General features: G+C 39.9%; 11 protein-coding genes, 3 pseudogenes and 1 riboswitch. Of the genes and pseudogenes, 9 read left to right on the plus strand and 5 right to left on the minus strand.

All coding sequences use genetic code 11. The features are described from left to right. Positions 1-95 precede the first annotated feature (95 nt). The 3 genes and pseudogenes from ACG9ZB_RS14775 to ACG9ZB_RS14785 all read right to left on the minus strand — a co-directional run. Positions 96-524, minus strand: a pseudogene (locus tag ACG9ZB_RS14775) (acyl-CoA dehydrogenase family protein); the annotation flags it as partial. A 222-nt stretch (positions 525-746) separates the two neighbouring features. Then, positions 747-2,120: an ABC1 kinase family protein gene (locus tag ACG9ZB_RS14780; protein WP_419326536.1), complete on the minus strand. Its 1,374-nt coding sequence runs from the start codon at positions 2,118-2,120 to the stop codon at positions 747-749. Between the two features lie 220 nt (positions 2,121-2,340). Continuing rightward, positions 2,341-2,646, minus strand: a complete 306-nt coding sequence (locus tag ACG9ZB_RS14785; RefSeq protein WP_419326537.1) for a hypothetical protein — start codon at positions 2,644-2,646, stop codon at positions 2,341-2,343. A gap of 172 nt (positions 2,647-2,818) precedes the next feature. Between ACG9ZB_RS14785 and ACG9ZB_RS14790 the strand changes: the two genes are divergently transcribed. The 8 genes from ACG9ZB_RS14790 (at position 2,819) to ACG9ZB_RS14825 (ending at position 11,862) form a co-directional block, all read left to right on the plus strand. Further along, positions 2,819-3,256 (plus strand): lysozyme inhibitor LprI family protein, encoded by a 438-nt coding sequence (locus ACG9ZB_RS14790; protein WP_419326538.1) that lies wholly within the window; start codon positions 2,819-2,821, stop codon positions 3,254-3,256. 106 nt (positions 3,257-3,362) lie between these two features. Continuing rightward, positions 3,363-4,373, plus strand: a complete 1,011-nt coding sequence (gene prmB, locus ACG9ZB_RS14795) for a 50S ribosomal protein L3 N(5)-glutamine methyltransferase (protein WP_178896068.1) — start codon at positions 3,363-3,365, stop codon at positions 4,371-4,373. Between the two features lie 15 nt (positions 4,374-4,388). Continuing rightward, a complete protein-coding gene (aroC, locus tag ACG9ZB_RS14800) occupies positions 4,389-5,480 on the plus strand; it encodes a chorismate synthase (protein WP_419326540.1) in 1,092 nt (363 codons plus the stop codon). 239 nt (positions 5,481-5,719) lie between these two features. Beyond that, positions 5,720-6,541 carry a hypothetical protein gene (locus tag ACG9ZB_RS14805; protein WP_419326542.1) on the plus strand — a complete coding sequence of 274 codons (822 nt, stop codon included), beginning with the start codon at positions 5,720-5,722 and terminating at the stop codon, positions 6,539-6,541. 228 nt (positions 6,542-6,769) lie between these two features. Then, a riboswitch (glycine riboswitch) is annotated at positions 6,770-6,856 on the plus strand. 132 nt (positions 6,857-6,988) lie between these two features. Next, a complete protein-coding gene (locus ACG9ZB_RS14810; RefSeq protein ID WP_419326544.1) occupies positions 6,989-8,233 on the plus strand; it encodes a D-amino acid dehydrogenase in 1,245 nt (414 codons plus the stop codon). A gap of 171 nt (positions 8,234-8,404) precedes the next feature. Continuing rightward, positions 8,405-8,632, plus strand: a complete 228-nt coding sequence (locus ACG9ZB_RS14815) for a hypothetical protein (protein WP_058869647.1) — start codon at positions 8,405-8,407, stop codon at positions 8,630-8,632. Positions 8,633-8,886: 254 nt separating this feature from the next. Next, the gene (locus ACG9ZB_RS14820) at positions 8,887-10,317 is read left to right on the plus strand and encodes a diguanylate cyclase domain-containing protein (protein WP_419326546.1); all 1,431 of its coding nucleotides are present in this window, start codon (positions 8,887-8,889) and stop codon (positions 10,315-10,317) included. Positions 10,318-10,371: 54 nt separating this feature from the next. Beyond that, on the plus strand, positions 10,372-11,862 hold the full coding sequence (locus ACG9ZB_RS14825) for an amidase (RefSeq protein ID WP_419326548.1): 1,491 nt from the start codon (positions 10,372-10,374) through the stop codon (positions 11,860-11,862). Positions 11,863-11,914: 52 nt separating this feature from the next. On the opposite strand, the pseudogene ACG9ZB_RS14830 reads toward ACG9ZB_RS14825, so the two are convergent. Both ACG9ZB_RS14830 and ACG9ZB_RS14835 read right to left on the minus strand, forming a co-directional pair. Next, positions 11,915-12,391 (minus strand): annotated as a pseudogene (locus ACG9ZB_RS14830) (MFS transporter); the annotation flags it as partial. Positions 12,392-12,409: 18 nt separating this feature from the next. Next, positions 12,410-12,574 (minus strand): annotated as a pseudogene (locus ACG9ZB_RS14835) (IS4 family transposase); the annotation flags it as partial. A gap of 70 nt (positions 12,575-12,644) precedes the next feature. Here ACG9ZB_RS14835 and sdhC point away from each other — a divergent pair. Further along, entirely contained in the window at positions 12,645-13,019 is a 375-nt protein-coding gene (gene sdhC / locus ACG9ZB_RS14840; protein WP_005005993.1) for a succinate dehydrogenase, cytochrome b556 subunit, read from the plus strand. Positions 13,020-13,122: the final 103 nt, after the last annotated feature.

Raw genomic sequence — 13,122 nt, forward strand, 5'->3', positions numbered from 1 at the left:
AACTATGAAAGACCACACCAAGCAAACAAAGGAAGGCCACCTCTAATGGCTGCTTAACCTCTACTTTTAACTTCGGTTATTTATGGGAGGATTACCAGAATATTTTTTTCAGCAGCGACACCACCAAGCGCCTCAGGCAGAGCATAAAAGTTCAGACCTAGCTCTTCAATATATTGCCAAAGTTCTGTTGGAAAAGTTTCATTTTGATCGGCACTGGCGACTAATGGGTAAAGTATATCGGCGGCAAACTTTGACATGGTGTCGATGATCATTTGCTGATTTTCTGAATAGCTCAGATCAAATAATGATTTTTCTTGATTATTCAGTTGTTGTTTATGTAGATCTTTATTGGTTTTAAAGGCTTTTTGTGTTTTTGATAGAGTCTTATAGCCAGCTTTTGAGCCTTGATATAACGATTTCTCCACAAATTTTCTAAGCTTTAATTGGTCAAGTACGTCGCTACTTGCCATTTTTGTGATTAGTGATAAGCCAAATCCCTGAGCCGTATTTACCAGATTTGTCATTATTTTCATCCATCAGAATTATTCTGTGGTTTTATGTTGACATAGCGGCACACGAATAACTATGTCATGACTGATATGCTGTATTGTCAAAGATAAATGGTAGGTGTTGTGTTTTAAATTATTCTAATATTTTGTTTTTTAAGTTATTTATTGAATCGTTTGGAATTAAAGTGATTGATCAATTGACCAAAATGACATTACTTCATTTTGGTCAATGTACTTTTAGATAAATTTTTTCACCATTGCACGAACATTGGTTTTCGCTTCAATCACCGTCATAAAGGTATAAGCACCGATGAATTTACGGCTGATAAACATAAACTCTTTGGGTGGAACACTGAAATAACGAGATGCCATAGACTTTGAAGCTTGCTGCATGACACGGCTATGAAGCTGGCTTGCTTTCCAGTCATAAGCAAGGTGTTCATCCATAACACCAGCAGGTAAGTCTGGGTTGTTGCTTGGGCTGCTGAATGCTTCAGTTGCAAGTAAGAAGACTTTAGCCATATCGGGTTTAATGCTTTGAGGGATAGAGTCGAAAAACTCATAGCCTGTCATTGCTTGAACCATTTCTTCACTACTATGATTAAACCCAGCATGAATGAGCTTACGTGCTACGCCAAGCAAGTGTTCATCAAACTGTCGGATTGCGCCAAAATCAAGCAAAACGATTTTGTCCAAGATATCATTACCATTACCTAAGCGAACGAGGTAATTACCAAAATTCGGGTCGGTCTGCATTTCACCCCATTCAAAAATCTCACGTACCGCAATTTCAAGTGATGCTTCACCAAGTTTGTTGCGACGTTCTTGCGGCAGAGACAGCATGACAGGGCTGTTAATCGGCACGCCACGTTCAAAAGTCATACACAGTACTTGGTCTGTGCAGTAGCCATCTATAATTTGCGGCACGATGTAGCGTGGATCTTCTTTTAAGCGAGCAGCAAAGCGGCGTGTGGTTGCAGCCTCAATTTTATAATTCACTTCACGGTGCATCATCTCACGAACTTCATCGAACCATTGGTCGAATTCGCGTGTTTGCGGCACCATACGTGTCAGTTTAAGCATGTTTTTAAACAGGCTCATGTCAGAGTCAATGGCTTCAGCAACGCCTGGATATTGAATTTTCAATACCATCTCTAAACCATCAGACTTACGCGTTGCACGATGGACTTGTGCCAGTGATGCAGTGCCCAGTGGCTCATGATCGATGGTCAAATCATCTAGTTTAGAACCCAACTGGCTGTGCAGTTGCTGTTTTATCGCAGGCCACGCTAAAGCGACTGTTTGATTATTTAAAGTATTTAAGGCTTGCGTGATTTCTTCAGGTAGAAAGTGTTCACCATAAAGCGCCATCATTTGGCCAATTTTGACGATAGAGCCTTTAAGTTTGCCTATTTCAGAAACAAGATAATCGGCCTGCTCTTTCATTGCTTTTTTGCGTTTTTTTTCTTTTTCTTCTTCGCTAGAAAACATAGTTGTCGCATTAGAAGCAGCCCAACGTGTTCCAGCAAGCAACGAAGCTTTGGCAATCGATAAACGACGATCCATAGAGGAGGTTTTCAGTTGTTTAAGCTTATCGTTGTGATCTGACATAATTCAGTAAAATCCTTTCATCAGCAAGGGCAGCATTTTAGATTGTAACGGATAATATCGTGTATTCACGTATTAAAAAAGTTCAACTTGCTGAATCTCGAGTTAAAAAAGGCTATAAGTGTTAAGCAACCATCTAAATACAGCCTAATCGGGATTGTTACATGCAAAATTTTACTTTAAGCGTATTTTTCTGAATCAATATACAGCCTAATCGGGATTGTTACATGCAAAATTTTACTTTAAGCGTCTTTTTCTGAATCAATTCATCTTTATGCGTTTGTATGTGTTGGAGTATCATTTCTTGTACCGGTTGGTGCATAAACCCATGTGCATAACCTTTAACAATGATGATGCTCGGCAGACTAAAAAAGAAGTATCGAGCATCCTCAATGGTTGCACATTCATAGATCCCTTGCTGCTGTAACAGCTTCTGAAAAAAAGCTTTTTCAGTGTCGACATGATTGTTTTCGGTGTCATTCCAATAGCGTTCACGCATCGCCATTAAATTGTTGTGTTTATAACTCATAAATTTGGGGAATATTGGCAGAAGAACTTTATAATAAGGCTGTTTGATCAGGTTTCAATGCAAAGCCTGTGACTTCATGTAAAAGTAAGGATGTGGAAATTTTATAAGTGTTTAGTATGTTCATACAAAATAGGATGTTATATTAAAGCACTGCAGCACGTAGATGCTGTGAATGAATAAATTAAAAGTGATTAAAGAACATTTGTTTTGGGGAATGGAATTGAAACAGATATTAGGTCTACTCTTTATAATGGGATTATGCGGTGGTTCAGCCTTTGCAATGGGTCCAAGTAAAGAATATGAAATATGTATGAAACAAACGGGCAATGTATTGAGTGAAATTGATACATGCATGAGTAAAGAATATAACGTACAAAAAAAACGCTTAAAGAAAGTATTTAAGCCGTATTTAGCGAATGCTCCTGCAGAACAGCAAGGACTGGTTAAACAGTCTCATCAGCAATGGCTTGAGCAACGTGATCAGGTTTGTAATAACAAACCTATTGTGAAAAATGAAAAGACTGAATTACAGCGTATTTCGTGTCTGATGCAAATGACGCAAACCCGTGCAGATATGTACGAAGCACGTACAGGCCGTATAAGTAAATAAGCGCAAAACGTATGAAAATGTGTTTGCTGTGCATCAAAACATTATAAATCATAGAAAAACAGGGTATCATAAGGCGTTTTTTATTATGACCTTGGAGACGCCTTTAGTGGATCGCCCGACTATTAGCCCTGAACATATACAGGAAGCCGCTGAAAACTTAAGCACAATTCGTGATTTTATCCGTTTTGGAGTGACAGCATTACGTCAATACGATGCACATTTAGGTCAAGGTACAGAAGACTATTTTGCTGAAAGTTCAGCTTTGGTTTTACAAACTTTATCTTTAGATTGGAATGCGGATGCTGAAATCTTAGAGTCGAAGTTACTACCAAGCGAAAAGGCAGAAGTTTTAAGCTTATTAGAACGTCGTATTAATGAAAAAGTACCGACTTCATATTTGCTTAATTTGGCATATTTTGATGGCAAGCCATATTATGTCGATGAACGTGTACTGATTCCGCGTTCACCGATTGCAGAATTGATTCAAAACCGTTTTGCACCTTATTGCTTAGGTGAAAATGGACAAATGGGTGAAGCAGTCAATAACTTGCCAGAAAACCCGAATCCAAAAACGCCACAACGTATTTTAGATATGTGTACGGGCTCGGGTTGTATCGCGATTGCTTTGGCTTATGCCTACCCAGATGCCGAAGTAGATGCAACGGATATTTCTAAAGAAGCTTTAGAAGTGGCTCAAATTAACTCAGAACACCACGACAAACAGTATCAAGTCGCTCTACTTGAGTCTGACTTGTTTTCCAAAATTCCTGCTGAAAATCAATACGATCTTATCGTGTCTAATCCACCTTATGTGGATGCTGAAGACATGGCAGATTTACCTGAAGAATTCCATCATGAGCCAGAATTGGCACTGGCGGCAGGTCAAGATGGCTTAGATTTGGTTCGTAAAATGTTAGCTCAAGCGCCGGATTACTTAACTGAAAATGGTCTCATCGTGATTGAAGTGGGTAATTCTGAATGGGCAATGCGCCAAAACTTTAATACTGTTGATTTTTACTGGTTACAGTTCCAAAAAGGCGGTACAGGAATCTTTGCATTGACTGCGGCTCAATGCCGTCAATTCCGTGATTTATTCATTCAATCTGTTCAAGCATAAAAGGAGTCGTTAGACATGGCAGGTAATAGTATAGGGCAACTCTTCCGTGTAACGACTTGTGGTGAATCTCATGGTGTAGGCTTAATGGCGATTGTGGATGGTGTTCCACCGGGCCTCGAGCTTACAGCAGACGATTTACAAAAAGATTTAAACCGTCGTAAGCCAGGCACATCTAAATTTGCGACACAGCGCAAAGAACCTGATGAAGTTGAAATCATTTCAGGTGTGTTTGAAGGTAAAACGACTGGAACTTCAATTGGTTTACTCATTCGTAATACCGACCAAAAATCGAAAGACTACGGTAACATTGCACAAAGCTTCCGTCCGGGACATGCAGACTATACTTATACACAAAAGTACGGTTTTCGCGATTATCGTGGTGGTGGTCGTTCAAGTGCGCGTGAAACGGCTATGCGTGTGGCTGCGGGTGCAATTGCGAAAAAATACTTGGCTGAAAAGTTTGGTATTTTAATTCGTGGTCATGTGACCCAAATTGGAACTGAAGTTGCGGAAAAATTGGATTGGAATGAAGTACCTAATAATCCATTTTTCTGTGGCGATGTCGATGCCGTACCGCGTTTTGAAGCACTAGTGACTTCATTGCGTGAACAAGGTACCAGTTGCGGCGCAAAGCTTGAAATTTTGGCTGAAAAAGTACCTGTCGGTTGGGGCGAGCCTGTCTTTGACCGTCTAGATGCTGACATTGCCCATGCTATGATGTCGATTAACGCGGTCAAAGGGGTTGAGATTGGTGATGGTTTTGCCGTTGCTGGTCAGTTTGGACATGAGAGCCGTGATGAGTTAACGACTGATGGCTTCCTTGCGAACCATGCAGGTGGCATCTTGGGTGGTATTTCGAGTGGTCAAACTATTCGTGTTGCAATTGCGTTGAAACCAACAGCATCTATTACCACACCAGGTAAAACGATCAATATTAATCGTGAAGATACTGATGTATTAACCAAAGGTCGTCATGACCCTTGTGTGGGTGTGCGTGCGGCTCCGATTGCAGAAGCAATGCTTTCGATTGTTTTAATGGATCACTTTCTGCGTCATCGTGCTCAAAATGCAGACGTCGTTGCACCATTTGCATCGATTGAATACTAGAAAATTCTCTTTATATTTAAGAGAATACACATTAAAGTCAGACTTCGGTCTGACTTTTTTTATTTACGTATGAAAGCTAATCTTAAATGTAAGAAAAGAGCTGTTGGCATATTATGCCCGCTATGGTTATCACGATACTCAGAAAACAGCATCTTACCTATTAAGTTAAGTGCCAAATTTGGTCTTACTGAGTAAGAAAATTTAGAGAGTTAATTTTTAAAAGAAAAAGGAAGGGGGATATGAATAAAAAAATAAGCACAGTCAGGCGAGGCACCATTATATTTTTATCACTACTCACAGTTTTGGTTATTTCATTGTTGATATACGGCTACGACAGTATGCATGACCCTGAAAAAGTTAAAGCGCGCTTATATGCTTGTGGAAAATTTGGTGATCGGCACATGCTCATTGATAAGCAGTATTTACTTTTTGGCAGAGTGAATTATCAAGGTGTGAATTATTGGGGGAAAAATATCGAAGAAGAACACGAGGCCAAAGGCTGTGATGATCAAATTCAAAGTATTGCTTTGAAAGTGAAATGGCCTGAAATGAAAGCATCTAGAGAAGGCTTTAAACTAGATTCTGAAAATAAAGATGTGATCAAAATCGCATTAAACCAACGTTCCGTTTGGAAAGAGGAGTGGGGAAGTAAAGACTTCTTTAATTATTTTGGTCAGTTAAAAAGAAAATTAAGAAAAGGAATGTTTTCTTCTGGTGGAGAAGAGGTGAGTGAAATATGGGTAGATGAAACAAAAACATTTAACTCAGATTTAGGGCTCTATGAAATAGAGGTAAAAAGTGATGACGGTGTTAGAAAAAAGGTGTATTGGCAGGAGCATAAAGGTAAAGGGGTAAGTCTCACTATTGTATGTCTTTATTTTAAGAGTGGTGCAACAAGTTGTGAATTTAATACACATCAGCCCAATTATGGGTTTAATACGAGTTATATCACTATAAGCTTTCACAGTGAGTTACTGCCGAATTGGCAAGAAATTTATCAAGATGCAGAACAACTCATTCATTCTTTTAATACAGGAGAGAAACAGAATGAAGCATCTTAAGATGTATAAATCATCACTATTAAAAATGTTTAGATGACCTCAGCATAGCTCAGATGTGCGCGATAGATATGTCCTATTTTAAAGCAGTAACAGCGTAATTTTGATCAGTATAGTGCATGCCTGCCCTAAGCTGAGGTTGTGCTTTATAAAAATAAACGAAAGATAATACTTTAAGAGCAGTTTCAAATCTGATGATTACATGGTATATAAATTGCTCATAGAATAATAAGCATTATTGCAGGAGAGAAATGTTCTGCATTCGCCGAAGGAGCAACGACCCCGGAAACTCTCAGGCAAAAGGACTGTAATAATGAAAAAACTCTGGAGAGAAGTGTTCAATCACTCACCGAAGGGGATGGTTTAAAACGTCATGGGATGTTTTAGGTCGAAGCTCTCAGGTACACATGACAGATGGGGTTGACATCAAACAATAAAAAGGAGGTGTCTATGTGTCATGTCGTTGTCATTGGTGCTGGAATTACAGGCGTAACTACTGCATATGAATTAAGTCAATTGGGTTATCAAGTGACCGTTGTTGATCGTCATTTATTTCCTGCGATGGAAACTTCTTTTGCAAATGGTGGACAACTGTCTGCATGTAATGCGGAAGTTTGGAACCAAAAATCGACAGTGCTGAAAGGCATGAAATGGATGTCTCAAAAATCTGCTCCTTTATTGCTCAATCCTTCTTTTAGTGTACATAAGTATGCATGGCTGATGGAATTTCTGGGCAATATTAAACATTACGAGGCTAATACCCACGAAACAGTACGTTTGGCTTTATTGGCTCGTCAGCGCTTGTTCGAAATTGCGGATAAAGAGTCAATCGATTTCAATTTGGAAAAACGTGGCATTTTACATTTTTATCATAATAAACAAGATTATGACGTTGCCATTCGAGTTAATGATTTACTCAATAAAGGTGGACTTGAACGTTCTGGCGTGTCCAACGAAGAAATTAAGCAAATTGAGCCGACACTGACCGGCGACTATTATGCTGGATTCTATTGTGAAGGCGATGCGACGGGTGATATTCATAAGTACACCACAGGTTTGGCGGAAGTCACCAAAAAATTAGGTGTGAAGTATCTTTTTGGTATGGATGTGACAGATATTCAGCATTTAAGCTCAGGTGTTGAAGTAAAGTTACAACCCAGTTCAGAAAATGTAGAACTTGCGCCAGATGAAGTTGAAATGCTCGCTGCCGATGCTGTTGTGGTTTGTGCAGGGGTAGGTAGTTATCAATTGGCTGAATTGGTCCAAGAACGCGTCAATGTTTATCCTGTAAAGGGATATTCGATTACCGTGATGTTGAATGATGAAGAGAGTCAGCAAAATGCGCCGTGGGTGAGTTTGCTGGATGAAAGCGCGAAGATTGTAACTTCACGTTTAGGTAAAGATCGTTTCCGTGTTGCGGGTACTGCTGAGTTTAATGGCTATAACCGTGATATCCGTGCAGATCGGATACAACCTCTTGTAGACTGGACCAATCGTAACTTTAAAGTTTCGACAGAGCATGCAGTTCCTTGGGCGGGTCTTCGCCCTATGATGCCGAATATGATGCCTGTAGTTCGCCGTGGAAAGCTAGAACGTGTGTTCTTTAATACAGGACATGGGCACTTAGGTTGGACGCTATCTGCGGCAACTGCGGCAATGATTAGTCAGGAAGTGGCGACAGCGTATCCTGTTTAATTCGAGTGCACCCTTGAAGGGATAAAAACAAGCTTGCTTTTATCATTTTTGTGCAATGATGTTATAATTCTGCCTTAATTTCAAAAGATTGCTCACAAACGAATACTTTAAACTTGAGCAAAAATAAGTAGTATTGTTTCAAGCAATTGATGACTAATGTGAAGGTGGATAATGATTAACATGAAAATGGCTTTGGTGGTTTTAGCTTCTGCAACGATGCTGTCGCTTGCTGCGTGTAGTGACAAAAAACAAGAGACTGAACAAACGCCAGTGGAAAGTTCAGCAACTGAGACACCAGTGACCAATATTGAAGTTAGTCCAGAGATGATTGATGCTGCACCTTTAGAGTCTGAAGAAGCAGGTGCATCAGCACCAGCGGCAGCGTCTGAAGCAAAATAAGTCCAGAGATCAAAAAGCCTCCCAATGCGGAGGCTTTTTTTATGGCTGAGAGTGATATTAGGATTTAATCGTAAATACCTAGATTCAGGATATAAATCAAAAAATTATATTGAAACCATAACGAACAATCGATAGAGTTTATTTAGTAAATATTGTCAATCTGTAATACTTTTCATCAATGCATCCTTCGCAAGCAAATAGACAGTAGAAAACATGATGTTTAATCATAACTCATGTAAAAATAAGGAAATATTTTGTACGCAGTTCAGCTCACAAAAGTATCGTTGAATTTTAAACAGCATGGCCGAGCATTTTTGATTGTTGCTACGGTGATTTTTGTCTCCTGTTTGCTTGGGATATTCACTCGACCGATTGCATATTTCGCTTATTTTTGGCCAGCTAATGCCGTACTGATCGGCTTATTTTTACGGTTTAAGCGACTCAGAAATGTTGGTGGCTGGTTGGGCGCATTTATTGGTTATATGTCGGCAGACTTAGTCACAGGGACTCATCTTGAGCTAACGTTGGCTTTAACGATCGCCAATTTTATGACTGTAGGCGTTTCGTTATTTTTTATCCATTATTTACAAATTGACTATCGTGCATATAACAAAGGCTTCAATTTTCTTTATCTTTTCTTGGTTTGTGTTTTTCTTGGGTGTTTTTCCAGCGCGATATTTGCCGTTGCGGTCGTTGCGTATATGCCACACACCTTTATGAGCACGCAAGACCTTTGGGCTGAGTTTTATATTTGGTGGACGGGGGAAGTTCTCAATTGTATTTCACTTTTACCCCTCATGTTGACCTTTCCTGCAGCCAAGAAATTAAAGGATCTTTGGACTAACCGTAGACAGTGCGAAACGCAGTTTGTCGATGTTTTACCCTTACTCTCAGTTTTAATTTCTGTGGCATGTACTCATCTGTTCTTTGGTCCTGGTGCCTTACTTTTCCCTTTAACAGGGCTGATTTGGGCGGCTTTGAGTTATAACTTATTTTATGTGAGTATCATTAACAGTTTGGTTTGTTTTGTGACGTATCATAGTTTAACGACCTATTATATTTCTCGTACAGCAGATAACTTCTTGGCTACTTCTATTTCGGTGCGTATAGGGCTGTGCATGTTGATGATTGCACCTTTGCTTTTATGTATTGTGAGTCGTAATCGTCATGATCTGTATAAAGAAGTGCTCTATCTGGCCAACCATGATCCCTTAACCCATGTGGGAAATCGCCGTTTTTTCTTCACTCAAACTGAAAACTTATTGAAGGAAAATCTGGTTAAATCGATGAGTATCATTGTGCTAGATATTGATCATTTCAAGAAAATTAACGATCAATATGGTCATTATATGGGTGATGTATTGCTACAAAGCTTTGCCACGACGGTGAAAAGTCATTTGCGTGAACACGATTTATTTGCACGTATGGGCGGTGAAGAATTTGTGGTGGTTTTAAATAATATTTCAGAGATTGAATCGCAAATCATCGCAGAACGTATCTGTCGTGCTGTCGCTACTTCAAAAACCCAAGTGGCGCATGCTGTTTTGAGTATGACGGTGAGTCTGGGTATGGTGCATCAAATTTTACCAACTCACAATAGTCTACAGAGCTTGTTAAATCGTGCTGATCGGGCGTTATATCAAGCCAAAACTTTAGGACGCAACCAAGTACAACTTGCCTCATAGGTTAAAATTTAGTAAAAGTATAAAACAATAAGAACTATAGATACTTGGATAAAAATGAATTTTTCTGAATACCTTCGTTATGATGGGCTGGGTTTGGCTGAGTTGGTTGCAAAAAAACAAATCCATCCCGCTGAATTATTACAAATTGCAATTGAGCGTAGTCAGCAAACCCATTCTGCTTTAAATGCGATTATTATTCCGATGCATGATTATGCCAAGAACAGAGCGCAAAATGCATTGTCTGGTCCATTTGCAGGAGTGCCATTTTTAGTAAAAGACTTATTTCAAGAATATGCAGGTTATCCAACATCTTATGGTTGCCAAGCATTTAAACGTACGGGCCATATTGCAGAACATAATGCAGAAATTGTAAACCGTTGGGAAAACACAGGCATTTTAACTTTTGGCCGTACCAATACCCCTGAGTTTGGTATCAAAGGTATTACAGAATCAGATGCTTGGGGAGCCTGTCATAATCCTTGGAATTTAAAACATAACAGTGGTGGCTCATCGGGTGGTTCCGCTTCTGCGGTGGCCGCAGGAATTGTTCCGATTGCAGGTGCGGGTGACGGCGGCGGGTCGATTCGAATTCCTGCATCGTATTGCGGTTTATTTGGTTTAAAGCCAAGTCGTGGACGTACGCCGTGGGGCCCAGATATGAGTGAGGCAATGCACGGCGCTGCGATACAGCATGTATTGAGTAAAAGTGTAAGAGACAGTGCAGCGATGTTAGATGCAACGCAGGGTGCAGAGCATAGTTCATTGTTTAAAATTGAACTGCCCAGCCAAAGCTATTTGGAATGTCTACAGCAGCCTGTAAAAAAACTTAAAATAGCATTTAGTACTCAGTCACCTATCGGAACAACAGTATCTAAAGATGCAATTGATGCTGTACACCATACCGCACGTTTGTTGGAGTCTTTAGGGCATACAGTGGTTGAAGCACAACCTGAGATAGATGGTATGTCTTTGGCCAGAGACTTTATCACGACGTGGTTTAGTCAATTTTCTTATATGTTAGAGCAGATCAAGCAACAGGTTCCGACCACAGCAGCAGATTTTGAGCTGGATTCTTTAGCTTTGGCTGCCTTTGGAGCGAAAACGACTGCGTTAGAATATATTCATAATCTGAATAATTGGGGGGGGTATGTCACCAAAATGAACCAATTCTTTGATCATTACGATCTTTATCTGACTCCTGCTACAGCCTCAGTCGCACCCAAAAATGGGCAAATTTCTACCCCATCATGGCAAAAACCAATTTTAAAAAGTTTATTAAAAGTCGGCAAAGCACACCTGCTGGCACAAGGAAAACTGGTTGATAAAATTGTGAAAGATAATTTGCGTTGGGTGCCTTTTACTCAGCTAGCCAACATCACAGGTTTACCCGCGATGTCTGTACCTTTGTATTGGAATGCTGATAATCTTCCGCTTGGTTCGCAGTTTATTGCGCCTTTTGCCCGTGAAGATCGGCTCTTACAGTTGGCTAGTCAGCTTGAACAGGCCCAGCCATGGTTTCATAAATATAGTGAAATCAAAGTTTAGAAAGTTGATTAATGAAACTGCTGCAACTTATGCGCGCAGATCAGAAGAGAACTTAAGCCTGAACCTCTTTGGGTAAGTAGTGAATAAAACCCAAACCGAGTAGAACAGCACAGCCTGCCAAAATAAAAATAATTTCGCCTGACAGGCTGTGCCAATAATGTCCTGCAAGAATACTTCCAGACGCTACACCTAGTCCCCACATGGTGCTATACAGGGCTTGACCACGTCCTTGTTGCCCTAAACTAAAGTTTTGGAAAATGATACGCATGGCGATGAGATGAAATAAACCAAAGCTAAAAGCATGAATGGTTTGTGCGAAGAACTGGATCGCAAAGATTTGTGGAAAACAACCGACCATAAACCAGCGTAGCGCCGTGAGGATCAGACAAATAGACACCATGAGTCGCCATGAAAAACGTTTGAAAAAAATGTGAGCAATCGCAAACATAATAATTTCGGCCATGACACCCACAGCCCACAAAAAACCAATTTCTGTGGTTGAGTAACCGGCTTGTTTTAAGAAGTTACTCTCTGTACACGACAAATTTCACAGAACCCTTATCCTATCAGGATTCTGCCTTCTTAAAATTGCCAAAATTTCCTTAAACTCTTCTTTTTTCCCAAAACCAATTAAACGCTGAATCGCCATTTGAACATAGTCTAAACCATAGCGAAATAAACTCATTGAGAGTCGTCCATGCTTCTTTATTTTTGTTACAGCTGCTATGATGAATGAGATCGAAAACTGAAATCCCCCACTAGAATTGTTGACTGGAGTCAAAATGAATAAAAAGCGGCCGGTTAATCTTGATATTCGAACCATTCAGCTTCCTCTCACGGCGCTTACATCGATTCTGCACCGGATTTCAGGAATTATGCTCTTTATTTTTCTGGGACTGATACTGTATATGCTGAGCAAATCGTTGGAGTCAGAAAAGGGTTTTAATGAAGTCAAGGAGATTTTTTCTTCACCTTTCGGCAAAGTTAGTTTCTGGTTGGTATACTCTTCATTTATTTATCATCTCGTAGCCGGAATTCGACACCTAGTTATGGATGTGGGTGTTGGTCATACTTTGAAAGGCAGCAATCGCGCCTCTACTATTGTTTTAGTAGTGTCGGGTGTTTTAATGGTTGCTGGCGCCGTATGGATTTGGTAGCTGTGGAGTCGTAATGCGTATTTACAAGGACTAAAAGCGTCCTTTAAAGCTAACTTACGAAAGTATTTATAATCGACGGTTCACGCTTAAACGGTTGAATCCT

Source organism: Acinetobacter johnsonii (assembly GCF_048551975.1).
GTDB lineage: Bacteria > Pseudomonadota > Gammaproteobacteria > Pseudomonadales > Moraxellaceae > Acinetobacter > Acinetobacter johnsonii_A.